This is a genomic window from Paraclostridium dentum (genome assembly GCF_012922555.1).
GTDB lineage: Bacteria > Bacillota > Clostridia > Peptostreptococcales > Peptostreptococcaceae > Paraclostridium > Paraclostridium dentum.
The window spans coordinates 165,967-192,923 of the sequence record NZ_WIPK01000001.1 but is presented as its reverse complement, the minus strand read 5'-3'; the positions used below and the strand labels follow the sequence as shown (position 1 = coordinate 192,923).

Below are 26,957 nucleotides of genomic sequence, written 5' to 3'. Positions count from 1 at the left end.
CTAATAGTATATCATAGTTAATAATGATTTTCATTATTCCTATTTTGTGTTTATTTTAATTAATACAATAAAAAAAGCAGACTTAAAAAGCCCACTTTTTTCCACTCTCATATTTATCCAAATTTACGTTTTCTTTCATTCCTTAAGCACAGTTGCCCCTAAAGCATCAATATGATGCTTAAAATCGATTTAAATAACTTTTAAAGCATATAAAAAAGAAGCCTCCATCGAGACTTCTCCTATTTATTATCCTAATATTTGTATTTCTATGTTTTGTCTTCCGAAAGTTGTACACTCAGATTCACTATTCATGAATATATCTATTTTATTTCCTTTTATAGCTCCTCCACAGTCTTCTGCAGTGAATACCATATCAAACTTAGGTATATAAACCTTTGTTCCGTAAGGTATAACTGAAGGGTCTACAGCTATAGTTCCCCACTTAGGAGTTGTTCCTGTAGCAGTTATAGTATGACCTGAATATGCACTTGCATTTACAGTCATTAATCTTCCACTATTGTTGTTTGATGAAGTTGTTTCTTCAGTTTTTGCTGATTCATTTGAATTATTATTTTGGTTGTTATTTTGTGTACTATTTGAAACTGCTTCTTCTGACTTCTCTTCTTTAACAGTTACATCATTCTTTTGTTCTACTGTATTTGTTGTAGCAGCTTTTACTTCAGTCTTTTTAGCTTGTTGCTCCATAGCTTGAGATTCAGTTAATGCATAATCTCCACATATCCATCCTTCTTGATTGTCATCAAGCTTAACTTTATACCAATCATTTTCATGCTCTAATACTTCTACTACAGTTCCATTTGCTAATGATCCTATTTTATCATTTTCTATAGATGGTCCTTTTCTTACGTTTAGTTCAGTAGCTGTTACAGTTGCTTTTTCTTTTGCAGTGTAATCTCCGCTTACCCATCCTTCATTTCCGTCTGAAAGTTTAACTTTGTTCCATCCATTGTTGCTTTCTAATATTTCAACAACCATTCCTCTATCTAATGATCCTATTTTATCATTTTCTACAGATGGTCCTTTTCTCACGTTTAATTTTTCTGGTGTAACTATTTCTTTCTCTGCAGCAAATATGCTGTTTGTTGAAGCATACATACCTCCAACTACTAAACCTAATGTTAATACTATTGATTTCTTTGCTCTTTTATTCATACTCATAAAATTCCTCCATTCAATTAAATAAAATTAAAATTATATATTATTGACCTTATTGTCTTTTAAAATTCATATTGTTTGTGTTTGTTACTTTTTCGTAACTTTTTTTAACTTGTTATTAATGTTAATACACTTTTTTCTTTTTGTAAACACCTAGAACCAAAAAAAAGCAAATTTGGTTACAAAAGAGTTACAATTGGTAACAATGTTTATCTATTGAAATTACAAGGATTCATAGGTATGTGAAATTCACTTAAAAATTTTTTAAATTTTTTTTGTAACTATTATAATTTATGCTATTTTTTACTTGTTTTATATAAAAATCATTGTAAAAAATAGCATAAATTATAGCTTAACCACCTTTTCTATTTTAAATTTTGTAAATTCACTTTGTAACTTTTAGTTTTTACAAATGCATTTACTCTTTTTTGTTAGCTCTGCTTATATATTTTGTTACTAATTAAAAAATCAAATTATCCAGTTTATAATTCAAACTCAATTTAATATAAATCTTAAATTTTTAATTTCGACACAATACTAAAATTCTAATTTGTTAATTTTTTTAATATTGATTGATAATATACATAGCTTTTATTTTAATTGTTTTATATGCATTATATATTTGTTATAGATTTTTTCTATGTTAATTTAATGTTAAGTTATTGCATAGATTCCATTTGTCTACTTATCTATAACGATAAATATTTATCATTTCCTCATATAAATAAAAAATAAGGTTAGTAAAACTAACCTTATTTTTTATTTATATTAACTTTTATCGTTGATTACACATACCTCTACCTTATCCTTGTCCATTTTTCATATGTCCATTATTTAATCTTTCAGATCTGTTTTGCTTCATATTTTCTAAAAAATCACTTCCTAAATACTTATATGCTCTATCATGAATTTCAAAGTATTTGTTTAATTCTTCATCAGTTAAATTATTTTTTGGTTGTTTGTAGTACTTATCAAATATTGTTTTTTCATCTTTTGTAAGTTCATTATAGCCTTTGTCTATAAGTTTTTGTTGCTCATCTGTAAGTCTACATTCTTGTCTATTTTGGTACCTGTAACTAAATGAATTATCTGTAGATGATTTTTCATTTGCATTTGCTATAACCCCCATAGATCCAAATCCAATAGCTGATATAACACTAAGTGATAATATTATTTTTTTTAATTTCATAAAACTACCTCCTGTTAAATTATCTTTAATATAATTATGACTATCGATTGTTACAACTTAGTTACAAGTAAAAAATTTTACAATTTTAATTCAAACCAAAATTCGACACCATCTTTTTTGTTCAAAACACCGCATTTACCGTCATGAAGATTTATTATTTCTCTTATAATAGACAATCCCAGCCCCACTCTATTGTCACTATATGTTCTGGATTTATTAATTCTCATAAAAGAATCCCATATCTCATCTAAATATTCATCTTCTATATTTTCTCCACTATTATATATAGATACTTTTAAATTTCCCTTACATCTATATGTAGTTATATTTAAAATACGCTTATTATCTATATGATGTATAGCATTATCTATAAAATTGTATAAAACTTGTTGAATTCTAATTTTATCTACATATATATAGATATCATTTATGTTTAAGGTTACATTTATATCTTTTTCTTTAATCTTTATTTCAAAATTTCTAATAGTTTCTATTATTAAGTCTTTTATATTTATTTGTTCTTTTTTTATACTGAACGTCTTAGACTCTAGCTTATATAAATCTAATAAATCTTTAACTAATACCCCCATTTTTTCACTTTCTTCATATATTACATCTATATAGTATTCTCGATCCTCATAACTTTTCGCTACATTACTTTTTAAGCCTAAAGCATATCCACTTATAACCGTTATCGGAGTTTTTAGCTCATGAGATACACTAGACACAAATTCTCTTCTAAGATTTTCTTGCTTTTCTTTATTTTTAATAAGCACTTCTAATTCGTCATTTTTATATTTTAAGTCATTTAAGCTACTATTTATCTTATCAGACAATTTATTTATACTTTGTCCTAATTTTTCAATTTCATCGTTAGTTTTTATATCAACTCGTTCATTAAAATCTAGATTTGAAATTTTATCAGTTACTTCATTTAGTTTTCTTATAGGTTTTGTAAACTTAATTGAAAAAATTATAGCCATTATAATAGAAATAATTATTATAGGAATAAAAATAATTATTAAAAAACTAGAAGCTATCTTTATACTATTTTCAATTAAACTTATAGGTGTTTTAATAACTATAGTGTATAAGTTATCATCTGTGCTAGATATGATTGATAAAAACTCTATATTTTCTGAGTTTTCATGTATTATATATGAAGTTAAGTTTCTATTTATATAGTATTTATCTACTACTTCATATTTGTTTTTCATCTTCCCCATCATATGATTATTCATGCTCATTCTGTTCTTAAATACTAAGTTTCCTTCTTTATTATATATATCTAGATTTAAGCCCTTACTTTCGGTTAATTTTAGAAGCTTATTCGATGTATTCTCATCCAAACTTTCATTCAATATTACTTTTATTTCATTTGAGAATTTGTCTAATTGTAAACTAGTATACTTTATATATATATCTTTAAAGCTGATAGTAAATATCAATATTCCAACTAACATCATTGAGTTTATAAGTATTATTCCTGTTAATAATTTATTTTTTATAGATTTCATATTAGCGCCCAAAAACATAGCCAAAACCTCTTATATTTTTAATCAATTCTGATTTATAACCTAGTTTTTTTCTTAATCTTGTTATATGTGTATCTAATGTTCTAGGATTCCCATAATAATCATAACCCCATACTAAGTCTAATAATTTATCTTTTTTTAATGATATTCCTACATTATTTAAAAATATAAACATTAACTCATATTCTATAGGTGTAAGTTCAACTTCTATTTCTTCTATTTTTATTACATTATTATTTAGTTGAAGAATTATATCTTCATACTTAAATATTTGATTTTCTTTCAATGAGTTAAATCTTTTTAATAAATTTTTTACTCTAGCAATTAGTAACTGTGGATTAAATGGCTTTGACATATATTCATCTGCTCCTATATCAAAACCGAAGAGTTCATCTATATCACTGTCTTTTGCTGTTAATATAAGTACTGGAATATCTGATTTTGATTTTATATGTTTGCATACATCCCACCCATCTACAATAGGCATCATTATATCTAATATAGCTAGTGATATATTTTCTTTTTCAAATAACTCAATTGCTTCTTTTCCATTTTCTGCTTTATATACATTAAATTCTTCTAATTTTAAGAAATCATTTATTAACCTTAGTATTCTTGAATCATCATCAGCAACTAATATGTTAACCATTTCCCATTCTCCTTCATACTTTTTGTTTTATGTTAACATAAAACAAGCTCCGGTTAAACACCAGAGCTTGTCTTCTATTTAAATAATTTCAATTTTTCTACTATATATATGCTTTCAATTTCTTTAAGTGATAAGTTTATAGAAATATAAAATTTTTCATTTATATTCTCTATATTTTTCAATCTTTTAAAGTTCTCAACTATTCTCTTTAATATCCAAACAGAAACTTCTTCCATCATATCGCACTTATTAATTTCTTCTATTATTATATTAGGCATAATTAGTTTATTTTTCAATTCTAACCTGATTAGAGCCTCAAATCCCATAATTCTATCTATAATATGAAAAATCCTGCTGCAATAATGAAATAAACAGATAATAATTGTACACCTTCTAGCCAATTTGATTCTCCATCACTTGCAACTCTATTTACAATAAGAACAGACGCAATTAATGCTACTAATTCAAACGGATTAAATACAATACTCATAGGCGTAAACAGTAAACTTAAAAATATTAATACAGGCGCAACAAATAATATTATTTGTAAACTAGATCCAACTGCAATTTCTACAGCAACATCCATCTTATTTTTCATTGCCATTACAACAGCAGTAGAATGTTCTGCCGCATTTCCTATTATAGGTATTATTATTATACCTACAAAAAATTCACTCAATCCTAATGTTGCCGTTAATGAATCTACACCACTAACTAAAAATTCACTTTCAATAGCTATTAATATAGTAGCTATTGCTAAAACAAATATAGACTTTTTAAGTGACCACTTAGCCTCTCCATCATTCTCAGGCTCTGATGAATATATATCTTTATGTGTATAAAACGAAAATACTAAACTTAATATGTATATTATAAACATTATTATAGCTACAATAATGCTTAGTCCCTCATACTTTGTATTTAGCAAGCTAGGATTAATTGTATGCGTAAAAATTGCTGGCACACAAAGTCCTATAACTGCAAATAAAAGCATACTTGATGATACCTCTATAACTTTTTTATTGAATTTCTGATTTTTATGCTTTAGTCCTCCTAATAGCATACTAGCTCCTAGTACAAGTAGTATATTTCCTATTACCGACCCTGCGATAGATGCTTTTACTACGTCAAACAGTCCTGCTTTTAAAGCAAAGAACGAAATAATAAGTTCTGTTGCATTTCCGAATGTAGCATTTAAAAAGCCTCCTATTTTAGGTCCTGTATAAAAAGCTATTTCTTCTGTAGCTTCTCCCATAAGTCCCGCTAGTGGTATAATTGATAATGCTGCCAATAAAAACATTACTGTTGGTGGCAAGTGCATAAATTCTCCAATTATACTTATCGGTATAAATATAAGTAAATATTTTAATATTTTCATATTTTCACCTCTTAGATATTTAGTTTTTTATAGTATTTTTTCTAACTTATTATATTCCTATAATTTTCCTTTGTCTATATTATCTACCTTATTGTATATAAAAATAAGCATAAAAAATAAAAACATTTATAGGTAAGGATTTCCTAATTTAAAAATCTACCCATAAATGTTTTTTACTTAATTGTTTATGTAATTTTTTATAGTCCCCAGTACTAACATAAATGCACTCCAATATAAAGCACTACAAGTAAATGCCGCATATTCATTTATAATTTCTACCCTTAATAATGTAATTGTTAAAAAAGTAATTATTGTGGCTATTACTCTAGATATAATTTTTTTTCTTAGTACATCATTAAAATCCATTTTATTTTTTATATTCTCTACAGGCGCTAAAACATATATACATCCCCAACTTAATACTGTAAATAAAACAATTAAAAACTTATACGTTGTTAAATCCTCATAACTACTCGAATATATAGTAAATATATATATCCCCATAAACATTAGTAATCTTATAATGTAACTTTTAGCTTTATATCCACAGGCAAATTTTCTTATTATCAAATAACATATTAAAAGTATTATTCCTTGAGTAACTTTCCCGAAGATAATCCCAACTAAAATTACACTTACAAAGCTTATTGCCAAAAATATTAAAGATTTTATTTTATCTCTATATTTTTCAAATTTTTCTGTGTCTATTATATTATTTAGCACAAGAAATGACACAAGTCTGTCGGTAAGTGATTCAATCATTAAGTCCTCCCTTTTTACCTTTTTACCTTTTTACTTTAAATTACCATCTTCTATTTGTTTATTCAATACAAATTAAAAAACTAGTCATTAAATGTTTATATTTACCATTTTTTAATGCAAAAACTGACTTTTCCAAACAAAAAAGACTGTTTTAAAAACAGTCTTTAAATAGTATTATTGTACTTTTAGGGGGATTTTGAAAACTTCCTTAAGTCTTCTTTGTTTAAAATATATTTATATTAAAGTGCTTTAATTTTATATAAATTATGTCATTTCCTATTGTCACGTTGTTTTTTGTCTAATCTCGTTGTCTATGTATACAATATACCATTTATTTTTTTATTAGTCCATAGTATAATTATTTTTTTATGTAAAATTTTTTTAATTTGTTTTTTATTGTATTTAAAATGAAGAGCCCAAATTAGTATGCTAATTTGAGCTCTTTGTTTTAATTTAGGTTTTAATCTATAAATGTAGTAACATCTTCTAATGGTTTTCTAGGTGGTTGTTGTGGTTGATTATCCTCTGCAACACCTAAAGCTATCATTGACATTAACTCATATCCAGGCTTTTCAAATCCTATCAGATTTTCAATTTCAGTTTTTGCATGAGTAGGACCTGTCATATAACAAGTTCCATATCCCATTTGAGTTGCTGCTAGTAAGAAGTTTTCAACTGCTGCTCCTATGCTTTGAGCTCCTGATTGAGGAGATACTAATACCTCTAATAGATCCTTTGGAGCATCATTTTCTTTTAAAATCTTGTATTCTATCATTTTATACTCGCATCCATAAACTAATACAACAACAGGAGCATTTTTAAAACATGTATAATAGTTTATAACACTCATATGTATTTTTTTATCTTTTTCAGTTTTTGCTAATTCACCTATTTTTTCATGGCTTCTAGTAACTATATCAGCCATTTCATTTATCATATCTTTGTTTTGAAGTACTACAAAATGCCAGTTTTGCTGATGCTTTGCTGATGGAGCAAATGTTGCAGCCTTTAAAAGTTCCATTATATCTTCTTTTGGAATAGGTTCATCTTTGAATTTTCTTATACTTTGACGGTTATATATAAAATCTAAGTTTGTCATTTTAAATTCTCCTTTGTCTATAAACTAATTTAAATTATATAAATAAAATAGTTTTATGTCAAACTATTTTATTTATATAATTTATTATCCTTTTTTAATAATTTTAATATAATAGTATTGTCGGAATTTTTAAATAATGCTATCATATGCAAGCATATATTTTTTTACAAAGGGGGATTTTATGACAAAAGATATGACCGCTGGTAATCCAGTAAAACTAATTTTATACTTTTCTATACCACTTCTCATAGGTAATATATTTCAACAATTTTATAGTATGGTTGATACTATAATAGTAGGAAGATTTTTAGGGGTCAAGGCTCTTGCCGCAGTTGGATCAACTGGATCCATGAATTTTTTAATAATAGGATTCGTATTAGGTCTTACTTCAGGCTTTTCTGTTTTAGTGTCTCAAAAGTTTGGAGCAAATGATGTTGATGGAGTAAAAAAAGCAGTTGGAAGTGCAATTGTTCTATCTATTATTATGTCAATTTTAATAACATTTATAAGTGTTATTACATCAAAATCAATTTTGCACTTAATAAATACACCTAGTGATATTATAGATGACGCGCAATCTTATATAGTAGTTATCTACGGAGGAATATTTGCTACTTTTTTCTATAATATGATATCGAGTATACTCCGTGCTCTTGGTGATAGTAAAACACCTCTATATTTTTTAATAGTAGCATCAATTTTAAATATAATTCTTGATTTATTCTTTATAATAAATTTATCTATGGGAGTTGCCGGAGCAGCTTATGCAACAGTAATTGCTCAAGGCGTTTCGGGAGTTTTATGTTTATTTTATACTGCTAAAAAATTTCCTATATTAAAACTTGAAAAGAAACATTTTAAATTTGATAGTTTATATTTTAAAAAACATTTAGGTATTGGAATCCCAATGGCTCTTCAGTTTTCTATAACTGCTATAGGAGCAATTATACTTCAAGGTGCAGTTAATGCATTTGGCTCAACAGTTGTAGCCGCTCATACTGCTGCATCTAAAGTAGAGCAATTAGTTATGCAACCTAGTATAACATTCGGAGTTACGATGGCAACTTATTGTGCTCAAAATCTAGGGGCCAGAAATATAGATAGGATAAAAGAAGGCGTTAAAAAATGTACTATTATAAATATTATTATAGGTCTTGTGGGAGGGCTTATACTATTTTTATTTGGTGATCAATTTGTTAAGCTATTTGTATCAAATTCTGATCCAGATGTAGTTGCTTACTCTATGAAATACCTAACTACAGTTGCATTTTTCTTCATACCACTTAGCTTAATATTCATATATAGAAATGCACTTCAAGGAATGGGCTACACTTTAGTGCCTATGTTGGCTGGAGTTTGTGAATTATTAGCTAGGACAGTTGTTGCATTTACACTACCTTTATTCTTAGGTTATTTTGGAGTTTGCTTAGCAGGTCCTATGGCTTGGATTGCAGCTTGTATTCCATTAATACTTGATTATATTAAGAAAATAAATACATTAAGTGAATCTAATGTTGTATCTATTCATATTTAACAGTCTTAAAACATTTTAAGACTGTTTTTAGTATCAGTTTTTGTATTAAACTGATATTTTTGTTGCAATTAATCTATCTAACCGATACAATATTGTAATATAATTTAATCGGAGGACTAATTATGAGTCATAATAAATTTATATTACAAAGATTGTCAATAAAAGATGAAACTAGAGCTTTAAAAGTTCTTTTATCATCTATCATATCCATTTATTTATGTAGTTTAACTAATTATTTAAGAGTGTCAACTACTGTAATAACAGTAGGAATTGTATTTGCAATGCTTCCAACTGTTTCAGGTGCTAGAACTTATTGCATACAAAGATTCTTTGCAAATATATTAGGAGCAATACTCACTTTTTGTATAGGTACTATTTTTAATTGGAATATATATTCCCTTGCATTAATTTGTTCTTTAAATGTATTTATTTTTTATAAACTTAACCTAAATAAAACAAAACTCAGTTTAATGAGCTTAGTCTCAGGTAGTTTAATTTTATTTTTTACTATGAGTGATCCATCTAAAATAATAGTAAGACTTTCATCTATTTTGGTCGGGTCACTTATAGCAATTACTATAAATGAATTAATTTTGCCAATTAACCAAGGATTTAAAGTAGAGGAATTGATTTTTAATTTTTCCAAAGAAGCTTTTAAAATTACTGATTATATGCTTTTTAATATCTCTAATTTAGATGTTTTAAATCTTCAAAGTTTAAATCTATATAGCCAAGCTATAAAACCCAATTTATTAACTTTAGATAAAGAAGCAAAAATTAATTCACTTAAAAATCACTTGAAAAATTATAAATATAAAATTAATACTCTAGATTATCTAGGAATTGTTTGTGAAAGTTATTATGATCTTTTAAGTTTGATTTCTAAAAATTTAGGTGAATTTAATAGTTTATCGATTGAAGAAAAGTTATATATAAAAGAACTTTTATCTAATTTTACTATCCAGAATAAATATTTATTAGATAATGTGCTAAACAATAATCATATTCAAGTTTTTGAGCTACTAGATATAGATCATAGTAAATTTGAGCTAAATAATTCGCTAAGTGTTTTATTGTTAGGGCGAGTTTTAGAATATAGGGAATCCCTAATTAAATTAAAAGAATCTATCGATAGTATTAATCTAAATAATACTTATCAGAGTGTTGAATTTTTTAAATTTAATATGTAATATATTTATATGAGAGAAAAATATAGGATAGATAAAAAAAGAATAAGCTATTTGAAGTACAATTACGTATTTTGTCCTAGGTATAGAAGAAAGATTTTTGAGAATGATGAGGTGAAAAAAAGATTTTATGATGTAATAAAGTCTGAAGCAGAACTTTTAAATATAAAAATCTTATCTATATATTGCGGAGAAGATTACTGTAAACTTCAAGTCAATGCTCTTTCTGATATAAGTCCACATGATATTATTGTCAAATTCAAAGTAAATTCTTCTAAGGTTTTGAGAAGTGAGTTTGAGCATCTTAACCACTTGGAAAGTCTTTGGACTAGAGCCTCTTTTGTAACTACAGAAGATGAAATTGACGATGATGTTTTAAATGAGTACTTAGAACTTCAGAAAAAAAGAGGTTAACATTAAATTAAATGGCATGATATAGTTTTACTTATATACATGCCATTTTTTAATATATTTAAAAATTTATATCCGAAAATTCTACTGCAGCTTTTGAGTTGCTTGAACTATAAGAGTTTATTTCAAAATCATTATCTTTTTCAGTTTCAATAAATCTAATCGGTAAAATTACTATAAACTCACTTCCTTCTCCGAGTTTTGAATTTACAATAACATCACCTTTATGCATATTTGTAAATATTTTAACAAGAGATAGACCTATTCCGCTTCCTTCATTTTTTCTGACCATAATATCATCCACTTGCGTAAATCTATCAAATATTCGTTCCAAATCTTCAGGTTTCATTCCAATTCCAGTATCTTTTACTGAAAATTCAAGAACATTTTTTTCTTCATCTACATCTACATTTATATATATATTTGTATTGTCTTTTGAAAATTTAATAGCATTTGATATTAAATTTAATACTATTCGTTCTATTTTATCAGGATCTACGCTCATAATTAATTCTTCACAATTAGTATCAAATATTATATCTATATTCTTACAGTCCGCGTATGGTATAACAGATGTAACTATGCTTTCTAGTAAAAATATTATATCCAAATTTTTTAATTTCAAGTTCATAAATCCCGAATCAACTTTAGCTATATCAATAATATTATTAGTAAGTCTTAAAAGCCTATTGCAATTTTGCTTTATTATATTTGTTTTATTCAAATTGCTTTCTGAATAACTATTATTAACTTTTTTCATATTAATATCTAATATTTGATTTGCAGACATTATAACAGCAACTGGAGTTCTTAACTCATGACTAATATTAGATATAAAATTACTTTGTGATTTTTGCATATTCTCTGCTGTTTCTTTTGCTTTTATTAACTCTTTTTGATAGTTTATTTTTTTTACAGTATATAATATTAATGAAGCTATAACAATTAATAAGCTTATTGTTAATGACAAATACCCATATACCATTTCTTTATATTTATAAAGAGTGTCAATTGGACTATTAACTACTTGAGAGTCATTTGGCAATTTTTTTATATTTATATTATAAAATTTTAACTTATTATAATCAAATATGTAATTATCTAGCTTATTACCATCAATAATTTTTTCTTTTGGACTTTCACCATTTAATATTTCCTTTGCTATTTTACCTGCCGCTTTTCCTTGTTCAGCATGACTAACTACTTTGCCACCAATAAATCCACATTCTATTCCATAATTCATAGTTGAATATATTGGTACATTTGTACTTTCACTAATTAGCTTATATGAACCTTTTATAGACTTTACATTTCCCAATTTGTCTCTATATGCATACATTACAAACAATACATCATTGTCCCCTAAAGTTTTTAATTTCTTTTTAAGTTCTTCAAAACTCATATCTTTTAAAGAAATCAAATTAAATTTTGTATCTTTGAATTCTTTTTTTAATATATCTAAGTTATAATCTAAATTTAAAGAATTTGAATATGCATCAGTTACAATTGTTATCTCTTTGTTTTTATGAAGTTTCCTTATTAAGTCTATATTTTCCTTTATAGATTGTGGTTCTGTTATTCCATAAACTAATTTTGATTTTTTTGCTAATTCAATATTATTATTAGAACTTACACCTAAAAAGATTATTGGAGTATTTTTAAATAATTCATCTCTATGTTCCATACCAAATTCAAAAGCTTGGTCATCCCCTAAAATAACAGCATCATACCCTTTTTGATCTCTTAACCTATGCTTGAGTAATTCATAAAATTTCTCTTTGTTTTCTTCTCCTAAAAATGTTCTTGAATCCATATACTCAATTTGAAGATTTACATATTCATTTATTCCAGACTGTATCCCCTCAATTTGGTCTGAAAATGTTTCAACATTAGGATTATAAGAGCTTATAAATAAAACATGCTTTTCTTTTTCAGATGCATACGTTGTATTAAAAATCAAAAACCATGCTAATCCAACTAAAATACATAATAAATTTATTTTATTTTTTTGTATCATTCTCCCCCAACCCTTACTTGTTTAATATCTTTTGTATGAATTTGTTCTATCAAGTAATATTATATCAAGTTTTCTCTTATCCTGCTTAAAATTTCCAAATTAAAACATAAAAAAACAATTTAAAAATTGGGCTAAAATTTAGCCCAATTAATTAATTGTTTTTATTCTTATATTCTCTAATTAACTCTCTTTCCCCTAATTCAACTAATTTTTTGCTCATCATTCCACCTAAATTTCCACCCATAACTCCGCTTTCATAAGACGTTTTATTTGCTCCATTAATATGTTCACTTTGTATCCCTAATTCTCCAGCCATTTCTAACTTCATTTGATTTAAAGCTTTTTTTGCATTACTTACTAACGGTTTATTTGTCATAAAAATTACCTCCTTAAACTGTAATTATCTATAATTTTTACAGTTTTAAAAAGTATTATTATGCATTTTCTGTTAATCAACTGTAAATTTTAAAATTTATTAATATTTTACCTTTTTATATCTTCTAAATTTTGGATTTCAGGATTATAGTTTAAAATTTTCTTTGTACTTCTACTAAAAAATAAAGGTATACACCCTATCATACAAATTAAAAAACAACCTATCATAATGCTTCTTGGATAAAAAATATCACCAAGAACTCCACCTATTAATGTTCCTATTGGTTGTATAGCTATAGAGCAAGTCATAACTATACTCATGACTTTCCCTCTCATATCTTGTGGAACAGTAACCATCATTGATGACATCATAACTGTATTTGATATTGTATTAAAAAATAACCCAAAAGAAAAGCATACACACATTACATAAAATTTATTTATAAGTACTCCTAAAAAGAAAAAAACGATAGTTAAAAATAATGATATAAGCATTGTCTTAGCTCTATTTTCAGCTTTTATATTTATATTTGTAAGTAATATACTTGCTACAATCATCCCTATGCTTTGGAAGGCAGATATAACTCCATATCTTGCCACTCCCAAAGATTCTTCCATCATAAACCATGGTCTTAAAAGTATCGAAAAAATAGCAAAGAAAAAATTTAACGCAAAACATACAGCAAGCAATACCACTAATCCCCTAAAACCAAATGTAAAGTTTAGTCCTTCTTTAAAATCTTCTCCAAATGTCAATTTTGATTCTTTTTGCTCTACTTTAGGTATACTTATAAATATTTCAGTTACAGTTGATATAATGTAACTTATTCCATTAAATATAAACATTACTGAAGCTCCAAGAATTGAATATATAAACCCACCTGATAGGCTACCTACTAGACTTGTTGTTGACACTGCCATTTGCTGTGCTGAGTTTGCTTTTACTATGTTATCATTAGAAACTAAATCTGGAATAACTGAACTTATTGCCGGATTGAAAAATGCAGAACATACACCACATATTACTCCAATTAAAATAACCATCCAAACTTCTAATATGTTTTTATATGCTGCGTACCCTACAAATAAAATTCCTATTCCCCTTATTAGATCTCCTAAAATTATCATCTTTTTTCTATCAAATCTATCTACTATAACTCCTGCAAAAGGTCCAATTATAATTCTAGGTAAGCTTATAGCTGCCATCAATATTCCCATTATAGATGACGATCCTGTTTTATCTAGAACCCAAAACCCTAAAGCCATAGAGTAAAATGCGTCCCCAAGACACGAAACTAACTGACCTTGCCACAATAAAAAAAAGTTTTTATTCCATAATTTTTTAGGTTTTTCAAAGCTTTTTATACTCTCCACAATTAACCCGCCTTTTAGTTTTAGTTTTTTATTTATACTATAAGTATATACACGAGAGTAATATTTGTCACTAATTCACTTAAAATATTCAATTTCATTTTTAATTTATTCAATTTTAAGCATTGATTTTATTAATTTTATCAATTTATATATTCCATTATTAATTATTTAAATATTTAAATTATTCTAAAATTTAAATAATAATTTCCTTAAAACTAAAAAAGGCCTACATAAAAGTAGCCCTTTCTAGCTATATTTTTTATTATTTATAAATATTCTTCTATTGCTTCTCTAGCTAATCTATCTGCTATATCATTATATTTATTACAACTATGTCCTTTAACTTTTATAAATGTTATTGATAAATCTTTGCTGTAATCTTCTACAAATCTAACATATGATTGAGTGTATTCATTTTTAGCCTGCCAAGCTCCAGCTGCCCAAAGTGCAATGTTCTTTAAATCATGATATATACATAACTTTTTTAATCCTTCATCATGAGCTAATTTTATAGCATATTTAGCAGCCTCTATTTCACCTACTATATTCCATTGATCCCACTTATCATGTCCTGCTGTTTTATATTCTTGAATTAAATCTTTTTCAATATCAATTACTGCAATACCTGATCCAAAAGTTTTTGATACTCTATCATAACTTCCATCAACGAAAGCTATCATATCATAATTACATTTTATATCTTCTGGTTCAATGTAGTTTTCAAAGTAATCTACATTTGCTTTACTTTTTATTGGCTTTAATTCTTTATCTTTAGATTCTGATGTTAATTTACTTTTAACATTAGATTTAGATTTCTTTGATATGTTTTCTACCTTTATTCCTGCAAATTTTTCAGCTTCTTCTAATATTTTAAAACTCTTATATATAGAACCTGGAAATTTATTAACCTGTTCTTTACATTCATCCCAAGTTGTATAAACTCCCGGTTTTTTTCCTACTTTAACTGCATAAAATTTTTTACTCACAGCATACTCTCCTATCTTTAGTTTCCTTGTCTATAACTTAATATTATTATGAATCTATTAATTTATCAAATATTTTATAAACTTTATAAACTTTTTTTCTATATTTTAACTTTTTATATTGACAGAGTAATTGAAAACAATTATCATTAAATTAAGCAATTGATATTAATTATCAATTCCATTTAGGAGGTAAAACTATGAAAATTATATATTGGAGTGGTACTGGCAATACAGAAACTATGGCAAATCTTATAAGTAGTGGTTTATCTAATCAAGGTAAGTCAGCTGAGCTTTTAAGAGTAGAGTCAGTAAATGTAGATGATTTAAAAAATGAAGATATATTAATACTAGGTTGCCCATCAATGGGTGATGAAAATCTAGAAGAGGTTGACTTTGAGCCTTTCATAGAATCTTTAAAAGGTCTAGGTGCAGGTAAGAAAGCATTTTTATTCGGCTCTTATGGATGGGGCGATGGTGAATGGATGAAAAAATGGGAAAAACAAATGGATTCATACGGCTTTGAACTTCCATTAGAATCAGTAATAGTAAACGAAGCTCCCGAAGGTGATGATAAAGACCTTTGTATTAAATTCGGAGAAAATATAGCTAAATTATAAATTTTTTAAAGTCAATAAATGCATCCTAAAATTATTATGTTCATAAAAATAGAGCTAAAAAATTAGCTCTATTTTTTATATTAAGTTTTTTTAAATTTATTCAATTTAATATTGACTTTTTAATTGAAAACAATTATCATTATATTAGAGCAAATGATAATTAATATCATTTCACTCAGCTCATAAGTAAGCCTATATTTTAAAATATTGTATATTTCCTAAAACAAACAAATTTCAAAAAGGACTGTCCCCCAATTTATCAATTGTAACAGTCCTTTTTGTTATTCGTCATTTAATTTATAACCTACCCCAATTTCAGTTATTATATATTCAGGATTGGCTGGCTCTTTTTCTATTTTTCGTCTTAGTGTTGCCATAAATACTCTTAATGATTTTATTTCACTACCAAGTGCACTTCCCCATATTTCTTTTGCAATAAAATTATGAGTTAAAACTTTTCCATGATATTTTACGAGTAATGATAGTATGTCATATTCACTAGGTGTTAAATGTATCTCTTCACCATCAACGCTAACTTTTCTTTTTTCAAAGTCTATAAATAAACCTTTATATTCAAAATCAGTTTTCGAGTTTACCTTCGGTTTATTTTTTTCAGAGTGTCTAATAGCTACCCTAACTCTTGCTAGTAATTCTGCTATTGAAAATGGCTTAGTTATATAATCATCAGCTCCCATATCAAATGCTTCTACTTTTTCTCTATCTTGTTCTCTTGCGGATACTACAATTATTGGAACATCAGATAAGTTCCTTATATTTTTTATTACATCTATCCCATCCATATCTCCTAAACCTAAATCTAACAATATAACATCTGGAGAATGTGACATAGCTAGCGATATTCCTTCCTTCCCATTTATTGCCTCTTTTATTATATAATCTTGAGTTGTAAGAGAGGCATTTATAAATTTACGAATTGTATCATCATCTTCAACAATCAAAATACTATACTTATTCATATTGTCCCCCATTTAATTAATCTTCCTTAGGTAGTGTAAATTTGAAAGTTGCACCTTTACCTAAGTTGTTTTTGACGCTTATTTCGCCTTTATGAGCATTTATTATTGACTTACAAATTGATAGTCCAAGACCTACTCCTTTTCTTGAGTCTGAATAATTTAATTCTCCAGTAAAAAATCTATCAAATATATTCTCTATTACTTTCTCATTAATTCCGGGACCATTATCTATAACTTCAAAAGCTACCTTATTACCTAATTCATATACACTTATTTTAATTTCGCATGCTCCATTTGAATACTTTATAGCATTATCAATTAAATTTATAAAAACTTGCTCTATAAGCTTTGCATCCATTGGCACAAAAAGTATTTTATCTGGCATTTCTATTTTAATTTTTATATCTTGGATTCTCTTTTTTATATGAGATAAAGATTGTGATATAACCTCTTCAACTATTTCTGGATTTTTAGTTACCTCAAGTTTGCCTTCATCTATCCTCGTCATACTAAGTAAATTCTCTACTAATCTAATTAACCATTGTGTATCTTCAAATACTCCATTTAACAGTTCATCAATAATACTTTCATCTATCAAGCTTTTATTTTTAATTATAGTACTCACAGCACCACTTATTCCAGCGAGTGGTGTTCTTAAATCATGAGAAATAGCTCGTAATAAACTGCTTCTTAATCGTTCACTTTCTATTTCAAGACTAGCCTCTTTTTGAACTTCTGATAAAATTTCTCTTTCTAGTGCTATAGCCATTTGAGCAATTACTGCTTCAATTAAGCATATATCTTCATTATCAAGTTTTTTATCAATACAAGCTACTCCTATCACTCCTAGCGTTTCGCTCATCCCAATTATAGGCATATAAAATCCATTTGCCCCTGGCAAAGTATCTGTCCCTGTACCTGCTATAGAATTATTATTAAAAGCCCAAGTTGCAACAGCTTTTTCAGAATCATTTATAAAAAATTCTTCGTCTTGTTTGTTTTTTATATTTTTATAAAGATTTAACTGCTTTTTATTTTTATCACTTACATAGCATGCAACATTTTTATTTAATCCTATTGATAAAAGCTCTAAACCAGTATTTATAATATCTTCTTTATTTGATAATCTTAAAAAACTTCTTCCAACTTTATATAACATCTGTGTATTTTGTTCACGCTTTGAATAAATTTCTACTTGCTGCTTTATTCTTGATGTAAGTGATGACGTTATTATTCCAACTATACAAAATACAAATAAAGTAATTATATAGTTAGTATCATCTATATCTAGTGTATATAATGGGCTTGTAAATAAATAATTTAATAGAATTATATTTAAAATAGAGCTTATTATACCTGTTCCATATCCATTTGTAAATACAGATATTAATGCTATATCCAGCATATACATTAAATATATATTTTCTTGTATAAACCCAGCATTTTTTAATACATGTGCAATGAGCGTTGTTATCGTCGTTATAATAAATATTTTAACTATATCTATTCCACTAATTTTAAATTTAGAAATAAATCCATTTTGTTTTTTAGGTCTATAATATCTGCTTTTTTCACCTTTATATGGTATTACATGCACATCTATATGATCTGCCTCATCAATTAATTTATCAACTACATCTCTTTTTACAAACCTCGAAAATACACTATGTTTTCTATGATTTCTTCCAATTATAATTTTAGTTACATTTCTCATTTTAGAATACCTTAGTATATCTTCTACCATATTATCTCCATGCAATAATACAACTTCTGCTCCTAACTTTTTTGCAAGTTCTAAATTAGAATCTAGTTGAGATTTTGCTTCTTTGGATAATTCTTCTTTGTTAGGGTCTTTTATATAAATAGCAATTACCCTTGATAGTGATGATTGAGAAATTCTAGATGCAGTTCTTATTAACTTAGCAGTAGATGGTGATGGAGATATGCAAACAAGAATAGTCTCACTTGTTGGCAATACTTCTACTCCACCTTTTGATAATCTGGTTATTTCAACTTCTTTATTAACTTTTTCAGCTGTTTTTCTTAAAGCTAATTCTCTTAATGCTACTAAGTTTTCTTTTACAAAGAAATTTTCTTGTGCCTTTACAGCTTGCTCTTTTTTATATATTTTACCTTGGTTAAACCTTTCTAGCAAAACATCTGGCTCTACATCTATAAGTTCTAATTGTGATGAAATATCAATTAACTTATCAGGTATAGTTTCTTTAACTGAAACATTAGCTACAATTTCAATTATATCGTTTAAGCTTTCTAAATGTTGTACATTTACAGTTGTATATACATCTATTCCAGCTATTAAAAGTTCCTCTATATCTTGCCATCTTTTGCTGTGCCTACAACACTTAGCATTTGTGTGTGCTAGTTCATCTACTAGTATAACCTCTGGTTTTCTTTTAAGTGCTAAATCTAAGTTAAATTCTTTTAAATCTATAGTTTTATATTTTATATGTTTTAATTCAAGTACCTCTAATCCATCTAGAAGAGCTAGTGTTTCTTTTCTAGAATGAGGTTCTATATATCCAACTACTACGTCTATTCCACTTTCTTTTAAACTATGTGCAGACTCAAGCATGGAGTAGGTTTTACCTACTCCTGCTGCATACCCAAAGAAAATTTTTAATTGACCTCTTTTTTGGCTTTTTTCTTCTTTATTTATTTTATTTAATAAACTTTCCGGATCTGGTCTATTCATAAATCCCCCTACTAATTATTTAATTTTCTCCAAATCTAGATTAAGCTGTAATACATTTACTGTAGGTTCTCCAAACATACCTATAAGCTTAGAATTTGTATTTTTATCTATAAGTTCTAATAATTTTTCTTTAGAAATTTTACTATACTTAGAAACTCTATCAACTTGGTATTTAGCTCCTCTTACCGATATATCTGGGTCTAGCCCACTTGCTGATGCAGTTACTAAATCTACAGGAATTTTTTCTGTATTTTTTTCATCATATTTTTTGTACATTTTTATTCTTTCATTTAATACTTTGTCAAATGCTTCGCCAGTTGGAGACATATTGCTTCCAGAAGACCCTAACGGATTATATGGATAATCTTGCGTTTCTGATGGTCTTGACCAGAAATATTTTGGGTCTGTAAAGTTTTGCCCCATAAGCTTTGATCCTATCTTTTTATCATTTTCTTCAATTATACTACCATTTGCTTTATTTGGTACAAATATTTGAGCAAAAGCAGTTATTGTTAATGGATATATAATCCCAGTTATGACTGTCATAATTAAAAGTATTAACGATGCTCTTTTTACATATTTCATATCTCAATCTCCTTATAATATTATAAAATTGTACCTATAATCATGTCTATAATTTTTATACATATAAAAGGTGTTATAATCCCACCTATACCATATATCATTAAATTCCTTGATAAAAGTTTACTTGCAGGCAATTCTCTATATTTAACTCCTTTAAGTGCAAGTGGCACTAATGCAATTATTATAATCGCGTTATATATAACCGCACTCATTATAGCACTTTCAGGGCTATTAAGGTTCATTATATTTAACTTATCCAATTGTGGATAAACTCCTAAAAATAATGGTGGTATTATTGCAAAATACTTGGCAATATCATTTGCAATACTAAAAGTCGTAAGAGCCCCTCTTGTCATAAGTAGCTGTTTACCTATTTTTACTATTTCTATTAATTTGGTTGGACTAGAATCTAAATCTACCATGTTTCCTGCTTCTTTTGCAGCTTGTGTACCTGTATTCATAGCAACAGCAACGTCTGCTTGGGCAAGTGCAGGAGCATCATTACTCCCATCCCCTGTCATAGCTACCAAGTGGCCCTTTCTTTGATACTCATGAATTAAATCAAGTTTAGCTTTAGGTGTCGCCTCTGCTAAAAAATCATCAACTCCAGCTTCTGCTGCTATTGCTGCTGCTGTTAAAGGATTATCTCCTGTTATCATTATTGTCTTTATTCCCATCTTTCTTAAATCATTGAACTTTTCATATACCCCTTTTTTAAGAATATCTTTTAAATATATAACTCCTAATACCCTATTGTTTTTACAAACAACTAAAGGAGTCCCACCTTTTTTTGAAATTTCCTCAACAATTTCATCACATTCCTTTGGATACTTTCCACCCTGTTCTTCTACAAACTGTTTTATAGCACTTGCTGCACCTTTTCTTATTTTATCTTTAATTATGTTAGCTCCACTCATCCTAGTCTTTGCTGAAAAAGGTACAAATTCTATATCATTATCTGATAAATCATTATAATCCAATGAATACATCTTTTTTGCAAGCACAACTATACTTCTTCCTTCAGGAGTTTCATCTAATGCAGAACTCAATTTTGCACAATCCACAAACTCTTCCATGTCTACATGTTTAAGAGGTATAAAATCACTTGCTTGCCTATTTCCATGAGTTATAGTACCTGTTTTATCTAAAAGTAGCACATCTACATCTCCAGCTGCTTCTATAGCTCTTCCTGATGTCGCTAGAACATTTTTATTATTTAATCTACTCATTCCTGCAATTCCAATTGAAGAAAGTAACCCCCCAATAGTCGTTGGGGCTAAACAAACTAATAAAGCTACCAGTGAAGTTATAGAAACTACAGTCCCTACTCCATTTTGTTTTACTGCAAAATAACTAAATGGATATAAAGTTACTGTTACTATTAAAAATATTGAAGTTAATGCAATTAGTAATGTTTGTAAAGCTATCTCATTCGGTGTTTTTTTCCTTTTAGCTCCTTCTACCATAGCAATCATCTTATCTAAAAAACTTTCACCTGGACTTGATGTTACTTCTACTATTAAATAATCAGAAACCACTGTAGTTCCACCTGTTACTGCACATCTATCCCCACCTGATTCTCTTATAACTGGAGCACTTTCTCCAGTTATAGCACTTTCATCTACTGAAGCAACTCCTTCTATAACATCTCCATCTGCAGGAACTTGCTCATTTGCATCAACTAAAACTATATCTCCTTTTTTTAATAAGCTTGATTGTATCATTTCAAACTCACTATTTTTATTGCAATACTTTAACTTTTTAGCTAATACATCTTTCTTTGCAGCTCTTAGACTACTAGCCTGAGCTTTACCTCTTCCTTCTGCTATAGCTTCTGCAAAGTTTGCAAATAATACTGTAGACCATAAGAAAATACTTATCATTAAATCAAATGATGTGTTGTCATTCGTCATATTAAAAAATGACATAATAGTCATTAAACTAGTAATTATTGATCCTATATATACTACAAACATAACTGGATTTTTAAGCTGTACTTTAAAACTTAACTTTTTAATAGAATCTTTTATAGCATCTTTTAAAATATCTTTGCTTACAAAGCTTTTATTTGAATTACTCATAATAATATCTCCCTTATACTAAAGTTTAAAAAAACATATTCAAATGTTCTGCGATTGGTCCAAGAGCTAGTGATGGTAAAAAGCCTAATGCCCCTATCATAAGAACAACTCCAACTAATAAAAATACAAATAACATATTATTAGTTGCTAGTGTTCCTACACTTTGTGGTACTATTTTTTTACTAGCTAATGATTGTGCTATTTTTATAATTAAAACTATTGGTATAAAACGAGCTAATATCATTATTAAACTTGTTAATATATTCATAAAACTATTATTTACATAAAATCCTGCAAATGCACTTCCATTGTTGTTTCCTGTAGAACTTAGTGCATATAAAATTTCTGTGAATCCATGTGGTCCATTATTAGTTAAGAAAAAGTCTATATTTGGAACCATACATGTGATAGCACTTCCAACTAATACTAATGCTGGTGTAGTTATTATTAAAATTGACGCCATTTTCATTTCAAATGGTTCTATTTTTTTCCCTAGATATTCTGGAGTTCTACCTACCATAAGACCCGATATGAACACCGTAAGAATTACGAATGCAAGCATTCCATAAAGTCCACATCCAACTCCTCCAAATACAACCTCACCTAATTGCATAAGTAGTGTTAGAATCATTCCTCCCATTGGTGTAAAAGAGTCATGCATAGAGTTTACAGATCCATTTGATGCTGAAGTAGTTGTTACTCCCCATATAGCTGAATTTATTACTCCAAACCTAGCTTCTTTTCCTTCCATATTTCCACCAGATTGGTCAGATTTAAATTCACTTGTTATATATTTATTATCTGCAAGCTCTGGAGTAGCTTTAAATTCAAAATACATTGCAGATGATATTGCTAGTGTGAATATAATCATCATTGCACATAAAATTACATTTCCTTGCTTTCTATCGTTTACCATCTCTCCAAATGTAAAGCATAATGCTGCAGGTATTAAAATTATAGAAACAGCTTGTGCCATATTTGATAAGTAAGTTGGATTCTCAAATGGATATGCTGAATTTGTACCAAAGAATCCACCTCCATTAGTTCCTAATTGTTTTATGGCAATTTGACTTGCTGCAGGCCCTCCTGGAATTATTTGATTATCTATTACACCTTTATTTTCTGTTTCTACACTCTGTACTAACTTAACTTCTTGATAAGGCTTTAAATTTTGTACTACGCCTTGTGTAGTTAAAAATATAGCTAAAACAAGTGAAAGTGGTAATAGTATATATAAAGTTGATTTAGTTAAATCTTTCCAAAAGTTTCCTATAGAGTTACATTTACTTCTTTTAAACCCTCTTATTAATACCATAAGTACACTTATTCCTACCGCTGCTGATAAAAAGTTTTGAACAGTTAATCCTATCATTTGAGTTAAATAGCTTAAAGTACTTTCTCCACTGTAAGCTTGCCAGTTTGTATTTGTAACAAAACTTGTAGCTGTATTAAACGCTAATTTCCAATCTATATTTTTTAGCTTTTCTGGATTTAATGGAAGTATATATTGAATCATTTGTAATAAGAATACAAATATTAAGCTTATTAAACTAAATGAAATAATACTTAATATATATTCTTTACCATTCATTTCTTCATCTTTTTTTACATTTAACACTTTATATATAAACTTTTCAATCGGTGATACTATCCTAGTTAAAAACACCTTTTCATCTTTAAATACTTTCGATATATAAATACCTAAAGGTTTTGCTAGTAATATAACTACTGCAATAAAAACAAATACTTGAATTACAATACTCATCTTCATAATCTCCTCCTAAATTTTCTATATACTCATTTTATGTGTTTTAGTATAAAGTGGAGGTTAAGATAATTATTGCTGTATTAAGATTGTATAAAGATTAAAAGAGTAAACAAAATTTACTTAAACTAAAAAAAGGTTACCTAATTTATTAGATAACCTTTTAAAATACTATTTATTATTTTACATATACGTTAGATACATATCCACATTGTCCATTAAACTTTATTTTATGCCAATCAAACTTAGTGTCTAAAACTTCAACTTTTTCTCCCTTTGATAAATAACCGATTGTGTTAAACATACTACCTCTTCCATTTCTTACACAAACTCCATCAGATAAAGCTATAGCTACATTTTTATTAACTTTAAGCCCTTTTTCATCTTTAAATCCTAAATTAGAAATAACTCCGTCAACTATACCATTAGCTATCTTTTCTTGATATTCATTAGTTGTTAACTTATTTCCTTCATCATCATTGGATATGAACCCACACTCTACAAGTACTGCTGGAGCTTCATTGTCTCTTAAAACTTGTAAGTTTCCTTTTTTAACGCCTCTATTAAGTCCATTAGTGCTACTTAATAAACTTTTTTGAACTACATCTGCAAACTCTTTATTTTCATCGTTATAATAAAAAGTTTCTATACCTTTTGTAGTTGTATCTTCTGCTGCATTTTGATGAATAGATACAAACATATCAACATCTGCTAAGTTTGACTTATTTGTTCTTTCTCTTAGTGACACATATTCATCACTTTTTCTACTAGTCATAACATCTATTCCACGTTTTTCTAGCTTTGCTTCAACTTTATTAGCTATTTGAAGATTTAAATTATCTTCGATTCTATTATTATAAGCAGATCCATTATCATTTCCACCATGGCCTGCATCTATGAACACCTTATAATTATTTGCGTGAGAAACTGTCATTGTCGACATAAATGCTGTTGATAAAACTACAGCTACTACACTTTTTCTTATTGTCGTAATTTTCAAAATATTCCTCCTTTTTAACTTTTGTGTAATTTTTACTACACAAACTATTATACATAATTTTTCATTTTTTTCAACACCATTATTTTTTTTGACATTTTATGAGTATGTACCTAAGTTTTATAAAATTAATAATTAAAATAAAAAAGGTGCATTCAAGTTAGATTGAATGCACCTTTTTTATTTTAATTATTAATCACAATCACATCCAGGTTCTTCAGAATCATTATCGCAGTCATCCCAAGGTATCAATACTGGCGGTTTATCTCTTTTCTTTAAACAATTAACAGTTTTTTCAAATGATTTTTCTAGCTCATCAACTAATACATTTATATCATTTTGTTTACCTTGAGCATCTTTTATATCCTTAATAGCTGTATTTTGTGCTGGAACAGCTTTTTCTAATTCATCCATTATGGATTTCAAATCACATGCTGCTTGCGCTAGTGCGGCTTCTATTTCTCCTAAATTATTTGCCAAGTTTCCAACATTATCATTAATTGCAACTAGTGCTGATTTTACTTCTTTTTGATTTTCTTTAGCATCTTTTAAATCATTTCCCAATTCTTTATTTTTTACTTTTATACTTTCTATAATACTTTCTGTTTTCTCTATATCCTTTTTACAATTTTCGCCACTACACCCACTATCATTGCATTTATAATAACATACATTTTCCCATTTATTTATATGTTCGCATTCATTCCATCCATTTTGTTTTCTACTCATCATTAAAACCCCCATTAAAAAATTTAAGCTTTTAGCCTGTAATCCATATTATGCCTAACACATGCTTTTGTTTACTTTTTATGCTTAAAATATGATGTATTTGTATAACTAAGTTTCATATGTTATCCACAGATTTTTATTAATCATAGTCTCTTTAATCATAAAAAAGGAATGTAAATATATTTACATTCCTTCAAATATTATATAACTAGCAATCACAACCCCAGTCTGGCTTTTCTTCTTTACAATCATCCCAAGGTATTAATATAGGATTTCCATCTCTCTCTTTTAAACATTCTACTGTATCATCAAAAGCATTTTCTAAATTATTTATTAAATCTTTTAAATCTTTTTGTTTGTCTTGTGCATCTCTTATATTTTCTAATGCTGCATTTTGCGCTGGTATAGCATTATCTAAATCTTTCACTATGCAATTTAAACTCTTCACAGCATTAGTTAAAGCATTTTCGATATCTCCAATGTCTTTAATTAAGTTAGATACATTATCATCTATATTTTCTAATGCTGATTTTACTTCTTTTTGGTTTTGTTTAGCATCTTTCAAGTCTTTTCCTAATAAATTATTTTTGTCTCTTATATCATCTATAAGGCATTTTGTTTTAGCTATATCTTTATTACAATTTTTAGAACAACTGTTTTTACATTTGTAATAACATACGTTGTCCCATTTGTTACTTTCACAGCTATTCCATAAATTATGTTTACAACTCATAGATAAACACACACCCTTTAATTTATTTTGCAGATTTTTTCTCTGTAATATATAATATGCCTAAATAATATATTTGTTAACATTTGTT

The 26,957-nt window shown here is 27.4% G+C and carries 24 protein-coding genes; 4 read left to right on the top strand and 20 right to left on the bottom strand.

What is annotated here, in order from left to right:
* Window positions 1–246: 246 nt before the first annotated feature.
* The 8 genes from GFJ41_RS00865 to GFJ41_RS00830 form a co-directional block, all read right to left on the bottom strand.
* Entirely contained in the window at window positions 247–1,179 is a 933-nt protein-coding gene (locus tag GFJ41_RS00865) for an SH3 domain-containing protein (protein ID WP_170074372.1), read from the bottom strand.
* 799 nt (window positions 1,180–1,978) lie between these two features.
* On the bottom strand, window positions 1,979–2,365 hold the full coding sequence (locus GFJ41_RS00860) for a hypothetical protein (RefSeq protein ID WP_170074371.1): 387 nt from the start codon (window positions 2,363–2,365) through the stop codon (window positions 1,979–1,981).
* 77 nt (window positions 2,366–2,442) lie between these two features.
* Window positions 2,443–3,900: a sensor histidine kinase gene (locus GFJ41_RS00855; protein ID WP_052169032.1), complete on the bottom strand. Its 1,458-nt coding sequence runs from the start codon at window positions 3,898–3,900 to the stop codon at window positions 2,443–2,445.
* Window positions 3,884–4,549 (bottom strand): response regulator transcription factor, encoded by a 666-nt coding sequence (locus GFJ41_RS00850; RefSeq protein WP_035113856.1) that lies wholly within the window; start codon window positions 4,547–4,549, stop codon window positions 3,884–3,886. The genes GFJ41_RS00855 and GFJ41_RS00850 overlap by 17 nt, the downstream gene beginning before the upstream one ends.
* A 74-nt stretch (window positions 4,550–4,623) precedes the next feature.
* The gene (locus GFJ41_RS00845) at window positions 4,624–4,875 is read right to left on the bottom strand and encodes an EAL domain-containing protein (protein WP_035113858.1); all 252 of its coding nucleotides are present in this window, start codon (window positions 4,873–4,875) and stop codon (window positions 4,624–4,626) included.
* A gap of 8 nt (window positions 4,876–4,883) precedes the next feature.
* Window positions 4,884–5,927: a calcium/proton exchanger gene (gene cax / locus GFJ41_RS00840; RefSeq protein WP_025163127.1), complete on the bottom strand. Its 1,044-nt coding sequence runs from the start codon at window positions 5,925–5,927 to the stop codon at window positions 4,884–4,886.
* A gap of 177 nt (window positions 5,928–6,104) precedes the next feature.
* On the bottom strand, window positions 6,105–6,689 hold the full coding sequence (locus GFJ41_RS00835; RefSeq protein ID WP_035113862.1) for an accessory gene regulator B family protein: 585 nt from the start codon (window positions 6,687–6,689) through the stop codon (window positions 6,105–6,107).
* Window positions 6,690–7,149: 460 nt separating this feature from the next.
* Window positions 7,150–7,788, bottom strand: a complete 639-nt coding sequence (locus GFJ41_RS00830) for a nitroreductase family protein (RefSeq protein ID WP_150842336.1) — start codon at window positions 7,786–7,788, stop codon at window positions 7,150–7,152.
* Between the two features lie 181 nt (window positions 7,789–7,969).
* On the opposite strand from GFJ41_RS00830, the gene GFJ41_RS00825 reads away from it, so the two are divergent.
* The 3 genes from GFJ41_RS00825 (at window position 7,970) to tnpA (ending at window position 10,923) form a co-directional block, all read left to right on the top strand.
* Window positions 7,970–9,322 (top strand): MATE family efflux transporter, encoded by a 1,353-nt coding sequence (locus GFJ41_RS00825; protein ID WP_170074370.1) that lies wholly within the window; start codon window positions 7,970–7,972, stop codon window positions 9,320–9,322.
* Window positions 9,323–9,444: 122 nt separating this feature from the next.
* Window positions 9,445–10,512, top strand: coding sequence for an FUSC family protein (locus tag GFJ41_RS00820; protein ID WP_035113868.1), 1,068 nt, complete (start codon window positions 9,445–9,447; stop codon window positions 10,510–10,512).
* Window positions 10,513–10,521: 9 nt separating this feature from the next.
* Window positions 10,522–10,923, top strand: a complete 402-nt coding sequence (tnpA, locus tag GFJ41_RS00815) for an IS200/IS605 family transposase (protein ID WP_021429371.1) — start codon at window positions 10,522–10,524, stop codon at window positions 10,921–10,923.
* A 58-nt stretch (window positions 10,924–10,981) separates the two neighbouring features.
* Here tnpA and GFJ41_RS00810 read toward each other — a convergent pair whose 3' ends face one another.
* From GFJ41_RS00810 to GFJ41_RS18990, 4 genes are all read right to left on the bottom strand, one after another.
* Complete coding sequence (locus GFJ41_RS00810) at window positions 10,982–12,937, bottom strand: sensor histidine kinase (protein ID WP_170074369.1); 1,956 nt, start codon at window positions 12,935–12,937, stop codon at window positions 10,982–10,984.
* Window positions 12,938–13,088: 151 nt separating this feature from the next.
* The gene (locus GFJ41_RS00805; RefSeq protein ID WP_035113871.1) at window positions 13,089–13,313 is read right to left on the bottom strand and encodes an alpha/beta-type small acid-soluble spore protein; all 225 of its coding nucleotides are present in this window, start codon (window positions 13,311–13,313) and stop codon (window positions 13,089–13,091) included.
* 107 nt (window positions 13,314–13,420) lie between these two features.
* A complete protein-coding gene (locus GFJ41_RS00800) occupies window positions 13,421–14,686 on the bottom strand; it encodes an MFS transporter (protein WP_170074368.1) in 1,266 nt (421 codons plus the stop codon).
* Between the two features lie 266 nt (window positions 14,687–14,952).
* Entirely contained in the window at window positions 14,953–15,672 is a 720-nt protein-coding gene (locus GFJ41_RS18990; RefSeq protein ID WP_035113874.1) for a ribonuclease H1 domain-containing protein, read from the bottom strand.
* 197 nt (window positions 15,673–15,869) lie between these two features.
* On the opposite strand from GFJ41_RS18990, the gene GFJ41_RS00790 reads away from it, so the two are divergent.
* Window positions 15,870–16,289, top strand: coding sequence for a flavodoxin (locus GFJ41_RS00790; protein WP_035113877.1), 420 nt, complete (start codon window positions 15,870–15,872; stop codon window positions 16,287–16,289).
* A gap of 281 nt (window positions 16,290–16,570) precedes the next feature.
* On the opposite strand, the gene GFJ41_RS00785 is transcribed toward GFJ41_RS00790, so the two are convergent.
* From GFJ41_RS00785 to GFJ41_RS00750, 8 genes are all read right to left on the bottom strand, one after another.
* On the bottom strand, window positions 16,571–17,266 hold the full coding sequence (locus GFJ41_RS00785) for a response regulator transcription factor (protein WP_035113880.1): 696 nt from the start codon (window positions 17,264–17,266) through the stop codon (window positions 16,571–16,573).
* Window positions 17,267–17,282: 16 nt separating this feature from the next.
* Window positions 17,283–19,979: an ATP-binding protein gene (locus GFJ41_RS00780; protein WP_035113883.1), complete on the bottom strand. Its 2,697-nt coding sequence runs from the start codon at window positions 19,977–19,979 to the stop codon at window positions 17,283–17,285.
* A gap of 15 nt (window positions 19,980–19,994) precedes the next feature.
* Window positions 19,995–20,564, bottom strand: a complete 570-nt coding sequence (gene kdpC, locus GFJ41_RS00775) for a potassium-transporting ATPase subunit KdpC (protein WP_035113886.1) — start codon at window positions 20,562–20,564, stop codon at window positions 19,995–19,997.
* A 20-nt stretch (window positions 20,565–20,584) separates the two neighbouring features.
* Window positions 20,585–22,645, bottom strand: coding sequence for a potassium-transporting ATPase subunit KdpB (gene kdpB / locus GFJ41_RS00770; RefSeq protein ID WP_035113890.1), 2,061 nt, complete (start codon window positions 22,643–22,645; stop codon window positions 20,585–20,587).
* 25 nt (window positions 22,646–22,670) lie between these two features.
* Window positions 22,671–24,416 (bottom strand): potassium-transporting ATPase subunit KdpA, encoded by a 1,746-nt coding sequence (kdpA, locus tag GFJ41_RS00765; RefSeq protein ID WP_332841098.1) that lies wholly within the window; start codon window positions 24,414–24,416, stop codon window positions 22,671–22,673.
* A gap of 172 nt (window positions 24,417–24,588) precedes the next feature.
* Window positions 24,589–25,410, bottom strand: a complete 822-nt coding sequence (locus GFJ41_RS00760) for an N-acetylmuramoyl-L-alanine amidase (RefSeq protein WP_052169035.1) — start codon at window positions 25,408–25,410, stop codon at window positions 24,589–24,591.
* Window positions 25,411–25,599: 189 nt separating this feature from the next.
* Window positions 25,600–26,136 carry a hypothetical protein gene (locus tag GFJ41_RS00755; RefSeq protein ID WP_035113893.1) on the bottom strand — a complete coding sequence of 179 codons (537 nt, stop codon included), beginning with the start codon at window positions 26,134–26,136 and terminating at the stop codon, window positions 25,600–25,602.
* Between the two features lie 208 nt (window positions 26,137–26,344).
* Window positions 26,345–26,869: a coiled-coil domain-containing protein gene (locus GFJ41_RS00750; RefSeq protein ID WP_035113896.1), complete on the bottom strand. Its 525-nt coding sequence runs from the start codon at window positions 26,867–26,869 to the stop codon at window positions 26,345–26,347.
* Between the last annotated feature and the right edge of the window lie 88 nt (window positions 26,870–26,957).

Excerpts from the sequence above, each read along its gene's own strand:
- GFJ41_RS00750 (WP_035113896.1), bottom strand. The coding sequence starts at position 26,869 with ATGAGTTGTAAACATAATTTATGGAATAGCTGTGAAAGTAACAAATGG.
- GFJ41_RS00755 (WP_035113893.1), bottom strand. The coding sequence starts at position 26,136 with ATGAGTAGAAAACAAAATGGATGGAATGAATGCGAACATATAAATAAA.
- GFJ41_RS00825 (WP_170074370.1), top strand. The coding sequence starts at position 7,970 with ATGACAAAAGATATGACCGCTGGTAATCCAGTAAAACTAATTTTATAC.
- GFJ41_RS00835 (WP_035113862.1), bottom strand. The coding sequence starts at position 6,689 with ATGATTGAATCACTTACCGACAGACTTGTGTCATTTCTTGTGCTAAAT.
- GFJ41_RS00850 (WP_035113856.1), bottom strand. The coding sequence starts at position 4,549 with ATGGTTAACATATTAGTTGCTGATGATGATTCAAGAATACTAAGGTTA.
- GFJ41_RS00805 (WP_035113871.1), bottom strand. The coding sequence starts at position 13,313 with ATGACAAATAAACCGTTAGTAAGTAATGCAAAAAAAGCTTTAAATCAA.
- GFJ41_RS00785 (WP_035113880.1), bottom strand. The coding sequence starts at position 17,266 with ATGAATAAGTATAGTATTTTGATTGTTGAAGATGATGATACAATTCGT.
- GFJ41_RS00845 (WP_035113858.1), bottom strand. The coding sequence starts at position 4,875 with ATGGGATTTGAGGCTCTAATCAGGTTAGAATTGAAAAATAAACTAATT.
- GFJ41_RS00860 (WP_170074371.1), bottom strand. The coding sequence starts at position 2,365 with ATGAAATTAAAAAAAATAATATTATCACTTAGTGTTATATCAGCTATT.
- GFJ41_RS00780 (WP_035113883.1), bottom strand. The coding sequence starts at position 19,979 with ATGAATAGACCAGATCCGGAAAGTTTATTAAATAAAATAAATAAAGAA.
- kdpB (WP_035113890.1), bottom strand. The coding sequence starts at position 22,645 with ATGAGTAATTCAAATAAAAGCTTTGTAAGCAAAGATATTTTAAAAGAT.
- tnpA (WP_021429371.1), top strand. The coding sequence starts at position 10,522 with ATGAGAGAAAAATATAGGATAGATAAAAAAAGAATAAGCTATTTGAAG.
- kdpA (WP_332841098.1), bottom strand. The coding sequence starts at position 24,416 with ATGAAGATGAGTATTGTAATTCAAGTATTTGTTTTTATTGCAGTAGTT.
- GFJ41_RS00830 (WP_150842336.1), bottom strand. The coding sequence starts at position 7,788 with ATGACAAACTTAGATTTTATATATAACCGTCAAAGTATAAGAAAATTC.
- GFJ41_RS00865 (WP_170074372.1), bottom strand. The coding sequence starts at position 1,179 with ATGAGTATGAATAAAAGAGCAAAGAAATCAATAGTATTAACATTAGGT.
- cax (WP_025163127.1), bottom strand. The coding sequence starts at position 5,927 with ATGAAAATATTAAAATATTTACTTATATTTATACCGATAAGTATAATT.
- GFJ41_RS00820 (WP_035113868.1), top strand. The coding sequence starts at position 9,445 with ATGAGTCATAATAAATTTATATTACAAAGATTGTCAATAAAAGATGAA.
- kdpC (WP_035113886.1), bottom strand. The coding sequence starts at position 20,564 with ATGAAATATGTAAAAAGAGCATCGTTAATACTTTTAATTATGACAGTC.
- GFJ41_RS00810 (WP_170074369.1), bottom strand. The coding sequence starts at position 12,937 with ATGATACAAAAAAATAAAATAAATTTATTATGTATTTTAGTTGGATTA.
- GFJ41_RS00855 (WP_052169032.1), bottom strand. The coding sequence starts at position 3,900 with ATGTTTTTGGGCGCTAATATGAAATCTATAAAAAATAAATTATTAACA.
- GFJ41_RS00790 (WP_035113877.1), top strand. The coding sequence starts at position 15,870 with ATGAAAATTATATATTGGAGTGGTACTGGCAATACAGAAACTATGGCA.